This window comes from Variovorax sp. YR752, assembly GCF_943372545.1.
Window position 1 is genome coordinate 1 of the sequence record NZ_CALRZC010000204.1, and the last position, 15,416, is coordinate 15,416.

Annotated in this window: 11 protein-coding genes; all 11 read left to right on the plus strand. The window is 63.8% G+C overall.

Translation table 11 applies throughout. The features are described 5' to 3' along the window. Positions 1–1,515 (plus strand): type VI secretion system tip protein TssI/VgrG (tssI, locus tag AAG801_RS32280; RefSeq protein ID WP_341892075.1); only part of this gene is annotated, 1,515 nt, incomplete at its 5' end. A 32-nt stretch (positions 1,516–1,547) separates the two neighbouring features. Beyond that, entirely contained in the window at positions 1,548–2,612 is a 1,065-nt protein-coding gene (locus AAG801_RS32285) for a hypothetical protein (protein WP_341892076.1), read from the plus strand. 58 nt (positions 2,613–2,670) lie between these two features. Then, entirely contained in the window at positions 2,671–5,409 is a 2,739-nt protein-coding gene (locus tag AAG801_RS32290; RefSeq protein ID WP_341892077.1) for a T6SS effector BTH_I2691 family protein, read from the plus strand. Next, a complete protein-coding gene (locus AAG801_RS32295) occupies positions 5,406–6,146 on the plus strand; it encodes a putative type VI secretion system effector (RefSeq protein WP_341892078.1) in 741 nt (246 codons plus the stop codon). The genes AAG801_RS32290 and AAG801_RS32295 overlap by 4 nt, the downstream gene beginning before the upstream one ends. A 25-nt stretch (positions 6,147–6,171) precedes the next feature. Continuing rightward, positions 6,172–6,453 (plus strand): hypothetical protein, encoded by a 282-nt coding sequence (locus AAG801_RS32300; protein ID WP_341892079.1) that lies wholly within the window; start codon positions 6,172–6,174, stop codon positions 6,451–6,453. Further along, complete coding sequence (locus tag AAG801_RS32305; protein ID WP_341892080.1) at positions 6,435–6,788, plus strand: hypothetical protein; 354 nt, start codon at positions 6,435–6,437, stop codon at positions 6,786–6,788. Before AAG801_RS32300 ends, AAG801_RS32305 begins: the two co-directional genes overlap by 19 nt. Beyond that, the gene (locus tag AAG801_RS32310; protein WP_341892081.1) at positions 6,785–7,792 is read left to right on the plus strand and encodes a DUF6708 domain-containing protein; all 1,008 of its coding nucleotides are present in this window, start codon (positions 6,785–6,787) and stop codon (positions 7,790–7,792) included. The genes AAG801_RS32305 and AAG801_RS32310 overlap by 4 nt, the downstream gene beginning before the upstream one ends. Before the next feature lie 377 nt (positions 7,793–8,169). Further along, on the plus strand, positions 8,170–9,501 hold the full coding sequence (gene tssK / locus AAG801_RS32315; RefSeq protein WP_062481388.1) for a type VI secretion system baseplate subunit TssK: 1,332 nt from the start codon (positions 8,170–8,172) through the stop codon (positions 9,499–9,501). A 32-nt stretch (positions 9,502–9,533) separates the two neighbouring features. After that, the gene (locus tag AAG801_RS32320; RefSeq protein WP_341892082.1) at positions 9,534–10,874 is read left to right on the plus strand and encodes a DotU family type VI secretion system protein; all 1,341 of its coding nucleotides are present in this window, start codon (positions 9,534–9,536) and stop codon (positions 10,872–10,874) included. Then, a complete protein-coding gene (gene tssM / locus AAG801_RS32325; RefSeq protein ID WP_341892083.1) occupies positions 10,871–14,476 on the plus strand; it encodes a type VI secretion system membrane subunit TssM in 3,606 nt (1,201 codons plus the stop codon). Before AAG801_RS32320 ends, tssM begins: the two co-directional genes overlap by 4 nt. After that, positions 14,473–15,126, plus strand: a complete 654-nt coding sequence (gene tagF / locus AAG801_RS32330) for a type VI secretion system-associated protein TagF (protein WP_341892084.1) — start codon at positions 14,473–14,475, stop codon at positions 15,124–15,126. Before tssM ends, tagF begins: the two co-directional genes overlap by 4 nt. Positions 15,127–15,416: the final 290 nt, after the last annotated feature.

Consider the following 15,416-nt stretch of genomic DNA (forward strand, 5'->3'; position numbering starts at 1 on the left):
CAGCTGAAGAAGCACCCCAGGGAATCGGCCAATGCCGCGTACTTGATTCTGGACACCCGCCTCCTTATCGAAGACGTGGCCGAAGACAGCCAGAACCGGGAAGCCACCGCCGATCGCAAGCAGCAATGGCGCGTGCAGGTCGACTTCACGGCCCATCCCGTTACAGAGCCCTTGCGCCCCGAGCCGACCCAACCCAAGCCCGCGATGGTCGGCCCCCAGGTGGCGCTGGTGGTGGGCCCCGAGGGGCAGAACCTGTGGACCGACGAGCTGGGGCGCATCAAGGTGCAGTTCCCCTGGGACCGGCTGGGAGAGAAGAACCAGCACAGCAGCTGCTGGGTTCGGGTGAGCTCGCCGTGGGCGGGCAACCAGCTCGGGGGGATCCAGATTCCCCGCATTGGTCAGGAAGTCATCGTGGACTTCATTGCGGGAGATGCAGACCTGCCGATCTGCATGGGAAGAGTCCACAACCAGGTGAACCTGCCGCCGTGGGCGTTGCCGGGGCAGAGTGCGCTCAGCGGGTTCAGGAGCCGGGAGCTGACGGAAGGCGGGGGCAACAGTGCGGCGGGCCGATCCAATCATCTGATCCTGGACGACACGGCCGAGAAAATCCAGGCGCAGCTCAAGAGTGATCACCAGAGTTCAAGCTTGAGCCTGGGGGCCATCACGCGCATCGAGGACAACGCAGGCAGAAAAGACCCGAGGGGTGAGGGGTTCGAACTGAGGACTGATGCCCATGGGGTGCTCAGGGCGCAGGACGGGATGCTCATCACGACCGAAGCAAGAGGCAACGCTGCGAACCATGCCAAAGACATGGGGGAGACGACGCAGCGGTTGAAGGCCGCGCAGGATCAGCACGAAGGTCTTGCCGAAGCGGCAGCGACAGCCAAAGCTCAAAGCGGCGGCGAAGACCAAGCGCTGGTGGTCCAGGCGCTCAAAGCGCAGAACGACGCTATCAAGGGCAGCGGTGGTGACAAGGCCCAAGGCCGATTCCCCGAACTCACTGAAGCCCAGTTGGTACTCGCCAGCGCCGCCGGCTTCGCTGCCACCACGCCCGGCAGCTTTCATCTGCAAGCCGGCGAACACATCGCGATCAGCAGCCAGGGCCATACCAGCATCAGTGCGGCGAAACGGCTTCTCGTCAGCGCCAAGAACGGCATCCGCTTGTTTGCACTCCGAGGCGGCATGAAGTGGATCGCCGGCAACGGCAAGTTCCAGATCGAAGCCCACAAGGATGCGATGAATCTGACCGCCAAGAAGGCCGTCCGCATCACAAGCACCACCAGCGAGATCCGCATCACCGCACCGATCAAAGTGGTGGTCAACGGTGGTGGAAGTTTCACCGAGTGGAGCAGCACAAACATCTTGCACGGAACGCCGGGTGGATGGATCGAGCATGCGGCGAGTCATGTCAAGGTGGGGCCGGCGAAGTTGCCGCTGAGTCCGCAAACGTTCAAGGGCTGTGGCCCGGCGAGCCAAGCTGCCGTCGGCAGCCAGTCCGGCGGGATCGAACTATGAACGCGGGCTCTGTGAGAAGTGCACCTCCGCCCGTGCCGAGCGAACCGCATGCCGAACTGCTTGCGCAGATCAAGACTCGACATCCCACGCATCGCTCTGTCTGGATCTTGTTCGAGCCCGCCATGAATCCGGTGGATGAAGATGAAACCGGCGCCGCGTGGATCGATCTGGCCGAACGCATGCCCGTGCAGGTTGCCATCCCCGGCTATGACCTTGGTGTCGAACGCTGTCCTTTGTGGCTGCAGGCCGATCTCACAACACCCAAGGGGCAGCAGTTGCTACGCGCCAGTGTGGAAACGGCGCTCGACGAACTGCATCCCGATGCACTCAGGCACAACAACGGCCGTCGCGTATGTGCCTGGGTCTGTTCTCCGCCAAATGCGAAGTCCATCCCCGATGCTCTTCGGGTCCAGGCCCTGCACATGGCGGGCTTGTTGGTACAGACCCGTCCCAATCTGCCCACGCACCACCCATACCTCAACGGGCGGCCGGTGCATGTCCGGTTGCACGACCCAGCGGTGCTGTGGGCGCTGTGGCCCTTGTTCAATTCAATGCAGCAAAGCCAATGGTTGGCCTACGTTGGAGGCTGGTGGATGCTCAAGCCCAATGGCCAAATGCACGCGCTTCAGGCTCTGCGGGCCGATGCGCCGATGCACTCCCCTCAAGCGGTGCCGTACGCCCTTGACATGCGCTTTACGCCCGACCAATGGACGTCCGTGCCGCATATCCAACCGCTGAATCATGCGTTGCGCAAGTGGCTGCAGCGCTCGTTGCAAGACAACTCGCTTGCCGAGCTGGCCGATCTCGATGTGGACAACGCCCGTGATGGCGCCTGCGCCGCTATCCGTACCACAGACAACGCCGGCTGGCGCGACCTGATCGACCTGCAGGCCGTGGCGTATTGCGCCATGGCATACCACCCCCGCTTCGACACATCCACGCTGGTGCGCAACCACCTCGCGCAGCGAATGGTTGCGGCCCGCAAAGACGGCGCGCCATTTGATCTGGCGGGTTGGCTCCATGCGTTGAGTGCGTCCGATTGGCAGCGGGTGGTTGCTCAACTGAACCACGTCGAACCGCCTGCCGCTGCGGCCTGACGCCTCGTCTCATGACACCTCGTCCCGAGCAACTCACAAACCCATCCGGAATCCGCTCATGAGCAGCAGCCAATGCAAACACTGCCAATCCTCCGGCCTTGCCATCCTGCCCGTGCGCTATGCACCGGCACCTTGGCGTACTGCTGTCATCCCTACCCTGCCTGAATGGGCCGATGACCCCGCGGGCCCTATCGGGTTTTCGGACCCCAAGCAGCGTGAACCGGCCCTGTCTGCGCTGGGCAACGAATTCAAGTACACCCTGCGCATCCTGCGTGCGGGCTATCTGTACCTGTACTACGAGAAACGCCACATCACCAGCGTAGGTGAAGTGCAATGGCTCTGCTACACCGTCTTTGATGATGGCTCTGTGTTCCCGTCGCAGCCCGACGATGCGGCTCCTCCGGCCGAGCACCCCGCTTGCGACAGCTCGGCTCATCTGGGCGCACTTCTGCGCCAGGTCATCGTGATGGAGCCACACAAGAGCCCTCCGGTATGGATTGCCTTCAGCGAACACCGGTGGACCGAGGCAACCCGCAACCGCTACGCGCAAGATGTTGCACTTCGCCAGAAGCGCATGCAGTGCATTGACCCGAAGGCATTGCTGAAATCGCCCAAGGGGCCACGGCTGACCGCCGCTCCTCCAGGCAATCTGCAGCACATCCTCGAATACAAGCCCGGGGTAACTCACGACACCCTACCCTTCGCCGAGAAGGTCCCGACCCTTAGCACCGGGGAAGGCGGCGCCTATGACAGCGACCGCCTGAAGACCGTCTCGACGCGCTACAAGCTTGCGGTGCGTGCAGGAGACGCCTTCAACGAGCCCCAACTGATGCGCTCGCGCACCGAGGACGAAAACGGTCACAGCAAGGCCGGCATCATCCTTGCGCTGCACGATGCGGTGGGCATGGTTCATGAGCTCAATGGGTTCAGGGGCGATGCGGCGGGCTGGGTCGCCAAATACGGCAAAGAGCGGGAATTGCAGATATCCGCCCTCGCGCTCATCGACGGGGCAAAGGCGGCCCTGGCGAAGCGCACCAGTCAGCTCGCTCAGCAGCACGTCAATCGGATCAATCAAGCGCCCGATCCACTCGACGTTCGCGAAACCCGGGCGAAGATCGGGCTGCAGCGCGACCCCGGTGATGCTTATTGGCAGAAGGAGCTTGCCGATATACAGAGCGAACGCCAGCACAAACTTGTAGTCGGTACAGAGGGCGCAGGAAGTTACGAAACCGCGCAACTCGCAGGCAGTTGGCTACCCTATGAGGACAACCTCAAACCGGGCGCGGTAGACACGTTCAAAGAGCACTGGGATGGCCTGTCAGCCAAGGCCCACGACTTGATGGAAGGGCGCAGCAAACCATTGTTGGCATGGATCGAGTCCAAGCTTTTTCTCACCGCCCTGGAAGACTACGACTCCACGGACCTTGCCGACGGCGTGTGTTTCGAAAACGTGGTGGGAGACGCACTGTATGGATTGGGCTCGTGCAAAGCCAGCGCACAAAAAATCAGTGCCTGGGTCAATGAAGCCATTCACCGTATCACGAGCGAAAACGTCTTATTTCGTGCAATTGCCTTGAACCATGACGAAGGCAAGGCGGCCGTGCAGCAGGCCCTTGCTGCAGCCTCGGCTCACACAAACACACCGCTCACAGAACAAGCACTGGTGGCAGCTGAAGGCAGTACCAAGTACATCGCAAAGCTCGCCGAATTGTCCAAAAAGGGACTCACCTTGCATAGCCAGCTCAACAAAGCTGGAGTCAAGCGTATTCCGACAGGTGGCTTGGAAAAAATCCTGATGTCGGTAGGGGATCGCTTCTTCGTGCCTTTCATGCGAAAGGGCATTGACAACCTAGCTGAAAAACTGGTGGTAGGCATGCTTATGGCACGAACGGGTTACGGACACGCAGCCACCATGGGCTTGTTCATTGCGGAAGCTCGTCACGTCAAGGAGGGCCGGACAGCAGCCATGTTGTTGCTGTCTCTCGGTAAATCCTCGCCAGACCTGAGAAACAGCTATGTGGACCTGAAAAACGCTTGGGGAAAATTGAAGATTGAGGCGGATACGCCTCGACTCAATGCTGAGGGGAAGCCCGGCGCATTCAACGAGGCAAAGGAAGCACGCTTCGGCATCGTGGTGTTGATGCTTCAGGGCTTGTTTCTATGGAAACTTTCGAGCGATGCAGACAAAGAAGTCGATCCCAAGAAGCGGGAAAAGATCAAAGCCGAACTCCTTGCCGCTCAGCTCAGCGTAGGCGCTAGTGTGCTTGATCTGGGGGCCACTGCTATCAAGGGATTGGCAGCAGCGAAGGACGCGGCAATGAGCTACCAGATGCTCAAAGTCGGAGGTGGGCTACTCAGCGCGGGAGCAGCGATTATTTCGGTGAAGATGAGTTTGGCGGAGGCAGAACGTGCGGTAGATCAGGGCAGAGTTAAATTGAGCTTGGCGTACTACCTCCGAAGTGGGACCGATGCGTTTGCTGGTGGCTTCTCCTTTCTTGCCGCGCTCTCCTACACAGCTCCCGCTATGAAGGCACTCAGCACAAGATTTCCGGTGTCTGCGGTCGCGCGTTTCCTCAGCACATCGGTAGCGCGTTTGTATTTATGGCGCGCCGCACTGCTATTTTTCGGTATCGGGTTCTCCTTGTTCTCATTGGTCATTACTTTGGCAATTTGGTACTTCAGCGACAACGCCCTCCAATCCTGGAGCGATCAATGCGCATTTGGAAAGAACAAACGATTTACTACGATCAAGGAACAGGAAGACGCCTTTTACGAAGCATTAAAGGATGTGACATGAGTAGCGCAGCGTCACATCAGTACCAACTCATCAAGGGGGTGGTTTCCGAGCTTCAAATCTCGAGAGGCGAAGAAGACTTCGTGCTCAACCAGACGGGCAAAAATTCCATCAAGGCGGCGGCCATGGGCGCAGCGGCCATGGGGCAACTGCTTCAGTCCACCAACCTGCTCATGGCCAGCAGCGGAATCGAAATTTCGGTGGACTACTTCACTTGTTTGGTCAACGGAAAACGTCTGATGGGGTGCTTCCACAGCGCCAGCTTCAAAGAAGGCGAGGAGCTTGTGTTTGTGGTCACCCCAACGAGTGCTGGGTATGTGGTTGCCGCGGCGCGCAGTCCCGCACGGCGTCTGCTATGGATGCCGCCGTATCACGAACGGGGGGAGATTGCGCAACACAAAAGCAAATGGAAGTGGTCGTTGATTTTGTCGCTCATCGGTGCTTCGACATTTATCGCGTTTGTGTATTTCCACAATAGTCATCCCGAACAATATCAAGCTTGGCATTATTTTTCGGCGTTCGCTGCAATGTTCACCATGATTCTTGTGGTAAACGTGCTCGGCCGCGCACCCTTCAAAAAATTTGGTCCCACGACCACAGCGATTCTTGCGGCGTTTGGCTTCACGGCGCCTGCAGAAATGGACTTGCATAGGGTGAGCCGCGCTGCGCGAGAACGCATCAAACAAAAAACCGGCGTTCCCTACGTACTCGAGCCGCCTCCGTGGGTTTTTCATTATTGAGAGCGAAGGTCATCCAGGCAAGCCGATGGCGGTTCCCATTCCAGACCCCGTGGGACTGGCCGCGGATCTCAACGGCATCCGCACGTCACGGGACAGGCGAGACAAAGAAGCGCTTCTCGCACTCGACGTCGCGTGGCCGCTGATGACCAACCAGTTGCTTTCCGGCCTCAAGGGTTGCTTCGAGGGCGCGGCGATGGCCGGCACGCGTGCCATAGCCGGCGAAAGCACAGCGAAAAAACGGCGGGACGAAGTGAAAAACACCGCGTACTACCGGGAGGGTGGCTACACATGGCGCAGAACAACGTGAGCCGTCTTGAACGGGACTCGGCTTCGACGCAGGCCTCCGGCGTGGGCTGGGTGCTGTTGATCGTCGGCGTGGCCTCCACTATGTGGGCCGTGTTGTACGAACGCTCCGACCTGCAACGTTGGATCGCACCTGGTTACTTCGGCCATGACAGTGAGCGGCGTTACGGAAACATGGAGAGGGAACTGCTGGAGTACCAACTGGTGGCTGAGATGGTCCACAAGCCCATGGCCGACGAGGAGGACCAACGCCTTCTCAAAAAATATCCGGGGCCACCTGCTGCGCCAGCACCTCGACTACCACCGTTCGGAGGCGATGGCGTGGGCGGCTTTCGATGATTGGCGGCATCAACACCGGCGGGCGCAGCACCGATGAGGATCGCACCGATGGCAAGGTCATCGGGCTTGTAGAGCGCTATGCCAACAAAAGAAAAAGTGCCACCGGAGCAGCCGGACACGGGGGAAAGCTCACAGGCGTCTACCCAGATGCCATCGAGTTTCAGAGGGTCTACCTGACGGGGGGAGGGGGGTACTACCTGACGCATTGCTTCTTAACAGGTGTGCTTGGCACGTACTTATTCACTGCGTTTGTGCTAGGGAGCGCGATAAGAAACGAAGCGTACGGAGGTATGGCCTTCGCCTACATCGGCTCCTGGTCCTTCTTTGCATTCTTCGCCTACCTAGAACTCTTCGCCCCCGCCGACAGTCCGCTCTATTTCGACCGCAAGCATCGCAAGGTCTACAAGGTCACCCAGTCCGGTGCTCGCCGCTGGCGCTTCTTCGGTCCTCGCAACTCCAGCCTCGTTGCTTACGACTGGGACCTGGTCGACGCTGAACATCACACCACGCTGCAAGCCAGTACGGCCACGGCCAGCCGCGTGCATCACCTTGTCTTCCTGGTGCGCAAGAGCAAGGACGACCCGACCATCGTCGACAGCTTCACCTTCGCCAGCGTCGACTTCGTGCCATCCCTGTGGGAGTACATCCGTCGCTACATGGAGCAAGGCGCTGCGCCGCTGGTGCAGGGTGAGTTCCCTCCGGTGTCGAACACTGGCGCGTATGTGCCCTGGAGTGACTTCGGTGCGGTCGTCCCCTTTCTTGACCAACCGGGGCGGCGCTGGAAAGAGCAGCCTTGGAAGACCTTGCTCAAGTACATCAGCATGCCTGTCACAGTGCCGCTGTACATACTGTGGTTGTTCTTCAACCGCCTGACCGTCTGGACCGCACAGAAGGTCGAGTGGCCCGAAGAGATCAAGCAAGCCATCGGTCGATTGATCAACGAGTTGGACCTTCGCGCCGACACCTACCGCAGGCTGCGCCCCGGTCCACCGCCGGAGGTTTGATGTATCTGGTGCGGCTGTTCTTCAACCGCCTGACGGTGTGGCCGGCGCAGAAATCCGAGCGGCCGAAAGAGATCGAGGGGGCGCCATCGGGCGGCTGATCAACGAACTCGACCTGCGCACCAATACCTGCCGGAACTTGTGACTGGGTCCAGCGCCCCAGTTCTGATCGATCTTGGGCGCCGGTGGCACTTTCCGGCCGCATCTTGCCAGAGCGTCAAGTCCACGACCGGCCCCGCATCTACTCCCTTCGCCGTACCCCCTCCCGCCCCACCTAGGCCATTAGCTAGGCCTTAAGGCGGATTTGCCTCCCGCCCCCCGCGCCGGAAACTTCGTGTTTCTTCTTACTTCCCGGCACCCTTGCCGTAGACGGAGTGCGGATGAGTTGGCGAACCAAAGTGGTCTGGAGCGAGGGGATGCTGTTGCAGCCTCAGCACCTGCAGCAAAGCGAGCGGCATGCCGATCATGCGCGGCATGTGCTGTTGCGCACCACCACGCCCTACGCCTGGGGATTCGCCGAGGTCGAAATCGACGCGGCGGCGCTCACGCTGGGCAAGCTGGCGCTGGTGCGGGCGGTGGGCATCTTCGGCGATGGCACGGTGTTCGACATGCCGGCGGTCGATCCGTTGCCCGAGCCCATCGACATTCCCGCGTCCATGCGCGACGAAGCCGTGGTGCTTGCACTGCCGCTGCGCCGCGCCGGGGCGCGCGAAGCGGACGCTGAAGAATACGAAGAGCTGGTGCGCCACCGCGTGCTGGAGTCGGACGTGCCCGACTCCAACACGGCCGGCGAGCGCACCGCGATGCTGCAACTCGGCCAGCTCCATACGCGCCTGATGCGTGCCAGCGAAGCGACCGACGCCTGGGCGACGCTGGGCGTGGCCCGCGTGGTCGAGCGCCGGGTCGACAACCAGGTGCAGCTCGACCGCGCGATGCTGCCGCCGCTGCTCGACGTGGCCGGCCATGCGGTGATCCGTGCATGGCTCGACGAGCTGCTGGGCCTGCTGCGCCAGCGTGGCGAGGCGCTGGCCGGGCGCATGACCCAAGGGGGCACCGGCGGCGTGGCCGAGATCGCCGACTTCATGCTGCTGCAGGCGGTGAACCGCAACGAAGCCATCTTTGCGCACCTGGCCAAGAGCGCGATGCTGCACCCGCAGCATTTCTTCGAGCATGCGCTCGGGCTGGCCGGCGACCTTGCGAGTTTTCGCGACACGCGCCGCGTGGCGCGCTTCGGGCCCTACATCCACGACGACCTCGCGCTGAGTTTCCGTCCGGTGATGGACGACCTGCGCCGCAGCCTGTCGATGGTGTTCGAGCAGTCGGCCATCCGCATCGACCTGCACGACCGCAAGCACGGCGTGCGCGTGGCGGTGGTGACCGACGTGGAGCTGCAGCGCAAGGCAACCTTCGTGCTGGCGGTGAGCGCGAACATGCCGAGCGAGGCGTTGCGCGCGCGCTTCCCCACGCAGGTGAAGATCGGCCCGGTCGAGCGCATCCGCGATCTCGTGAACCTCGCGCTGCCGGGCGTCACGCTGACGCCGATGCCGGTGGCGCCGCGCCAGATTCCCTTTCACACGGGCGCCAATTACTTCGAACTCGAAACGCGCAACAGCGACCTGTGGCGCCAGCTCGAGCAATCGGGCGGCATCGCGATGCACATCGCGGGCGATTTCCCCGGCCTCGACCTGGCGTTCTGGGCCATTCGTTCCTAGCCGCCTGTGGCTGACGGAAACGGAACATCACCATGAGCACCCCTCCCGACCCCTTTGCCGCCTTCGAGTCCGAGCGCACGGTCATCAAGCCCAAGCCGCGCACGCCGGGCGGCACGCCGCCGGCTGCTGCACCCGCGCCGTTCTTCGGCGGCGCCGATCCGACGCCGGTGGCTGATGTGGGCGAGATCGGCCTGCTCAATCCGCTGGTCTCGGCCGCGGGCAAGCTGCTGGTGCTGATCGGCAAGCTGCGCAACCTCGCACAGCCGCCCAACGTGCCGGCGCTGCGCGCGTCCACCGCCGACGCCGTGAACCAGTTCGATGCCGCGGCGCGCCGTGCGGGCGTGGGCAACGAGTCGGTGCTGGCCGCACGCTATGTGTTGTGCACGGCGCTCGACGAGGCGGTCGCCAACACGCCCTGGGGCGTGCAGGCCGGCTGGAACAAGCAGAGCCTGCTGGTGCAGTTCCACAACGAGACCTGGGGCGGCGAAAAGGTGTTTCAGCTGCTCGCCAAGCTCGCACAAGATGTGCCCACGCACCGCCAGTTGCTAGAGCTGATCTACAGCGTGCTCGCACTCGGTTTCGAGGGCCGCTACCGCGTGGTCGACAACGGCCGCGCGCAGCTCGATTCGGTGCGCCAGCGCCTGGCCGACCTCATCGCCAAAGACCGCCCGGCCGTCGAGCCCGAGCTGTCGCCGCACTGGCGCGGGCAGGGCGCGGGCACGGTGCGGCTGCGCGAGTCGCTGCCGCTGTGGGTGTTCGCGGCCGGCTTTGCGCTGCTGCTGGCGCTCGCGTGGTTCGGCCTGCGGCTCACGCTCAACCACCGCTCCGACACCACCTACGCGGCCGTGTCGAGCCTGCGCGTGCCCAACATCCAGATCGCGCCGCCCGCCGTGCCGGCCAAGTCGCCGCGGCTCGCGCGCTTTCTCGAGCCCGAGATCAAACAGGGGCTGGTCACCGTGACCGACGAAGCCGACCGCAGCGTGGTGCGGCTGCGCGGCGATTCGTTCTTCGGCTCGGGCAGCGCCGAGCCGATGGCGGCGTCGCTGCCGGTGCTGCGCCGCATCGGCCAGGCACTGGCCGAGGTGAAGGGCGAGGTGCTCATCACCGGCCACTCCGACAACCAGCCGATCCGCTCGCTGCGCTATCCGTCGAACTGGCACCTCTCGGCCGCGCGCGCCGATGCGGTGAAGGGCGCGCTCACGACGCTGGTCGACCCGGCGCGCATGCGCTCCGACGGCAAGGCCGACGCCGAGCCCGTGGTGGCCAACGACACGCCCGCCAACCGCGCGCGCAACCGCCGCGTCGACATCGTGCTGCTGACCGAACCCGAGCGCGTGGCTGCTGCTGCTCCCGTTCCAGGAGCAACGAAATGATCAAGAAAATCTTCGGTTTCCTGTTCAGCCCGCTGCTGCTGACGCTGCTGGCGCTGATCGTCGTCGCACTGCTGATCTGGTGGATCGGCCCGCTGGTGAAGATCGGTTCGCTCGCGCCGCTCGAAGGCGAGATGACGCGCGCCATCGTCATCGGCGTCATCGTGCTCATCGTCGTGCTGCGCGCGCTGTACCGCCGCTGGCGTGCGCGCCGTGCCAGTCAGCACCTGACCGACGGCTTGATGAAGGCGCCGGCCGCCGCCAAGACCGGTGCACCGGTCGACGGCGAACAGAAGATCCTCGACACGCGCTTCAGCGAAGCCGTCGCCACGCTCAAGCAGATGCGACTGCACGCCGCCGGCAAGAAGCCGGGCTGGCGCGACTGGCTGTCGATCTCGGGCGGCAGCTACCTGTACGACCTGCCGTGGTACGTCTTCATCGGCGCACCGGGCGCGGGAAAGACCACGGCGCTCGTCAACTCGGGCCTGAGCTTTCCACTGGCCGAGAAGTTCGGCCCCGGCGCCATCCGCGGCGTGGGCGGCACGCGCAACTGCGACTGGTGGTTCACCGACGAGGCCGTGCTCATCGACACGGCCGGGCGCTACACCACGCAGGACAGCCACCAGTCGGAAGACAAGAGCGCGTGGGAAGGCTTCCTCGGCCTGCTGAAGAAGGCGCGCCCGCGCCGTCCGCTCAACGGCGTGTTCCTCACGGTGAGCGTGGGCGACCTGCTGAGCCAGGGCCCCGAGGCGCGCACGCAGCTCGCGGCCTCGATCCGCGCGCGGCTGCTCGAGCTCGACGGCAAGCTCACCACGCGCCTGCCGGTGTACGTGCTTGTGACGAAGAGCGACCTGCTCTACGGCTTCACTGATTACTTCGACGACCTCGGCAAGGAGCAGCGCGCGCAGGTCTTCGGCTTCACGCTGCCGGCGGACGAGAACGTGCAGCGTGAAGAGAAGGGCTTGTCGGCCGCGTTCCACCGCGAGTTCGGCCTGCTGCACAACCGCATCAACGACGGCCTCATCGCGCGCATGCAGCGCGAGACCGACGGCACGCGCCGCGCGGCGATCTTCGGCTTTCCGGCGCAATTCGGCTCGGTCGGCCCGCTGCTCTCTGATCTGCTCGAACAGGTGTTCACCGGCTCGCGCTTTGCACAGCCGCCGTGGGTGCGCGGCGTGTACTTCACCAGCGGCACACAAGAGGGCAGCCCGATCGACCGCGTGATGGGCAGCCTGGCGCGCAGCTTCGGCATCGAGCGCGCCATGCTCGCGCCGCAGAAGTCGAGCGGGCGCAGCTACTTCCTCACCGCGCTGCTGCGCGAAGTGGTGTTCCCCGAGCAGCGTCTCGCGGGCGCCGACGTGAAGCTGGAGCGCCGTCGCAACACGCTGCGCCTGGCGGGCGTGGCCGCGATGACGCTGGTCACCGTCGGACTGCTCGCGGCCTGGGGCTACAGCACCTGGCAGAACAACAACTACCTGAAGTCGGTCGAGGCGCGCGTCGAGCCCGCGCAGAAAACCTTGGCCGCGCTGCCGACGCGCGTGCAGAACCTGGTCGAGGTCGCGCCCGTGCTGCAGGGCCTGCGCGACATCTGGAAGACGCCCGACAACCGCCAGGGCGACGAGCCGCTGTCGATGACGCTGGGCCTGTACCAGGGCGACAAGCTCGACGCCGCCGCCATGCTCACGCACCAGCGCGCGCTCAACGACGCCTTTCTGCCGCAGATCGCCAAGCGCATCGAGGACCAGCTGCGCACCGCGCAGAAGGACAACCTCGAGTTCACCTACGAAGCCCTGAAGAGTTATCTGATGCTCTACCAGCCCGAGCGCTTCGACCCCGAGGCGCTGAAGGCCTGGATCACGCTCGACTGGGCGCGCAACCTCGACCGCGGCATTCCCGAAGACCAGCGCAAGGCGCTCGAAGACCAGCTCGACGTGCTCATCGCCCAAGGCCCGCCGCGCTCGCCGTTGAAGATGGACGAGAACCTGGTGCGCAGCGTGCGCGCCGTGCTCGCGAGCTACCCGCTGGAGCAGCGCGTGTTCAGCCGCCTCAAGCGCCAGCGCGCCACCAAGGACATTCCGGGCTTCAGCGTGGCGCAGGCCACCGGCCCGTCGGGCCCGCTCGTGTTCGAGCGCATCAGCGGCAAGCCGCTGAGCGAGGGCGTGCCGGGCATGTTCACCTACGACGGGTACCACAAGCGCTTCCAGAACGAGGTCGTGGTGCTCACCGGTTTGCTGGCCGCCGAAGACCCGTGGGTGCTCGGCCAGGACCGCAACGCCAGTGAACGCCTGCGCGATGCCGCGGCGCTCGGCGCGCTCACCGACCGCGTGCGTCGCCTCTACCTCGAGGAGTACGTCAAGCAGTGGGAAGCACTGCTGGCCGACGTGCGGTTGATCCGCGTCAGCGGCCTGGAGAAGAACATCGAGACCGCGCGCATCCTGTCGGGCGTCGATTCGCCGCTCGCGAACTTTTTGCGTGCGGTGGTCAAGCAGACCACGCTGATTCCCGCGGCCGATGCCAACAAGGACGTCGTGAGCAAGGCCACCGAGACCGTGCGCAACACGCGCAAGGGTCTGGAAGACCTGTTCGGCAGCGACCCCGGCAAGCAGGTGGCGCCGGGCAAGCGCATCGAGAGCATCGTGGACGACCGCTTTGAATCGCTGCGCCGCCTCGTCACCGCCGGCGGCCCGAACCAGCCCGCGCCGATCGACGATGCGCTCAAGCTCTTCAACGAGGTGTACGTGTACCTCAACGCCGTCGACACCGCCGTGAAGGGCCGCACCTCGCCGCCGCCCGGTGACGTGGCTGGCAAGCTCAAGTCGGACGCGGGCCGCCTGCCCGAGCCGGTGCGCAGCATGATCGAGAACCTGAGCCAGACCGGCGCCACGCAGGCGCAGGTGGCCGAGCGCGGCAACCTGAGCCAGGACCTGCGCCCCGTCACCGAGTTCTGCACCCGCGCCATCGCGGGCCGCTACCCGTTCGTGCAAAGCAGCAAGCGCGACGTGCTGCCCGAAGACTTCGGCCAGATGTTCGGTGCTGGCGGCTTGATGGACGACTTCTTCCAGAAGCGCCTGGCTGCGCTGGTCGACACCAGCACCCGCCCGTGGCGCTACAAGCCCGTGGCCGAGCGCGGCGCCGTCACCACGCAGGCGCTGGCGCAGTTCGAGCGCGCGGCGCGCATCAAGGACATCTTCTTCCGCGGCGGCGGGCGCGGGCCGTCGATGCGGCTGGACTTCAAGCCGGTGGAGATGGACGCGGGCATCACGCAGTTCATCCTCGACGTGGACGGGCAGCTTGTGAAGTACGCGCATGGGCCGGTGGTGCCGATGGCGGTGCAGTGGCCGGGGCCGAAGGGCAGCAACCAGGTGCGCGTTCAAGTCAGCCCGCCGTCGACCACCGGGAGTTCGGGGTCGGCGATGGATGGGCCTTGGGCTTTGTTCCGCACGCTGGATGACGGGCAGCTGGAAGCTGGCGACGCGCCGGAGAAGTTCTTCATCACCTTCCAGGTGGGGGCGCGGAAGACGCGGTTCGAGGTGACGACGAACAGCGTGCAGCATCCGATTCGGTTGAAGGAGTTGCGGGAGTTTTCTTGTCCGGAGGGGTTGTGAGATTGGCCTCTTCTTCTTCTTCTTCTTCTTCTTCTTCGCTCTTCGTTTCCGATGAACTTCCTGGCTGGTTTGGGAAGTTGCCGGGGATGGGGGACTTTGCGCATCGGCGGTTGCCGGAGTCGTTTCGCTCGGTGTGGGACCCGTGGTTGCAGCGTGGCCTGGCGAGGCTGAAGGATCGGCATGCGGATTGGACTGCTCACTACCTGGAGGCGCCTGTGTGGTGCTTTGCGCTGGGGGCGCAGGTGGTGGGGGAACGGTCGTGGATGGGGGTGTTGATGCCTTCGGTGGATGGGGTGGGGCGGTACTTTCCGTTCACTCTGGCTGTTGAGTTGGATGAAGGCGTTGCTTCTGGTGTTCTGAGTGGGGAGGCGCTTGCTGCTGCTCTTCGGTGGTGGGCGTTGGGGACGCTGGCTGTGCTTGAAGGGCTTGAGAGTGATCTGGATGCGCTGCGGTTTGATGCGGCGCTGGGGCGGCTGTTCGCTAGTGCTGCTGATGAGCCTTCCGTTGATGACCGGTCGCTGGAGTTGCCGCTGGCGGGGGCTTCGCTTTGGATGGAGACGCCTGGGGTGGAGGGCGGGGTTCGGATGTTGGCGACAGGGTTGCCTCGGGATTTGCAGTTCGACGCTTTGTTTCTTGGGGGTGGGGAATGAGGGCGGTGCTTTCTCTTTTTTCCCGAGGCCGGGAGTTCCGCCCGGCGGCGGACTTACTTTCTTTTGCTTCGCCAAAAGAAAGTAAGCAAAGAAAAGGCGACCCCACTGTCTGCGACCCTCCGCTTCGCTGCGGGCAACCTGCGGTGCTCACGTTTCGCGGGGTCTCGCAGAACTCGCCTGCGGCTCAAACAGCTGCGAGCCCTGATCCGCGAAACGCTGCGCTCCTCGGCGCAGCCAGAGGGGCGGGGGAGCTTCGGGCCGTCGCTTCGCTCGGCCTGGGAGCAGCCAAC

What these genes read in the sequence shown, in the direction of transcription:
- AAG801_RS32290 (WP_341892077.1), top strand. Translation starts at nt 2,671, where the DNA reads ATGAGCAGCAGCCAATGCAAACACTGCCAATCCTCCGGCCTTGCCATC.
- AAG801_RS32295 (WP_341892078.1), top strand. Translation starts at nt 5,406, where the DNA reads ATGAGTAGCGCAGCGTCACATCAGTACCAACTCATCAAGGGGGTGGTT.
- AAG801_RS32300 (WP_341892079.1), top strand. Translation starts at nt 6,172, where the DNA reads ATGGCGGTTCCCATTCCAGACCCCGTGGGACTGGCCGCGGATCTCAAC.
- AAG801_RS32305 (WP_341892080.1), top strand. Translation starts at nt 6,435, where the DNA reads ATGGCGCAGAACAACGTGAGCCGTCTTGAACGGGACTCGGCTTCGACG.
- AAG801_RS32310 (WP_341892081.1), top strand. Translation starts at nt 6,785, where the DNA reads ATGATTGGCGGCATCAACACCGGCGGGCGCAGCACCGATGAGGATCGC.
- tssK (WP_062481388.1), top strand. Translation starts at nt 8,170, where the DNA reads ATGAGTTGGCGAACCAAAGTGGTCTGGAGCGAGGGGATGCTGTTGCAG.
- AAG801_RS32320 (WP_341892082.1), top strand. Translation starts at nt 9,534, where the DNA reads ATGAGCACCCCTCCCGACCCCTTTGCCGCCTTCGAGTCCGAGCGCACG.
- tssM (WP_341892083.1), top strand. Translation starts at nt 10,871, where the DNA reads ATGATCAAGAAAATCTTCGGTTTCCTGTTCAGCCCGCTGCTGCTGACG.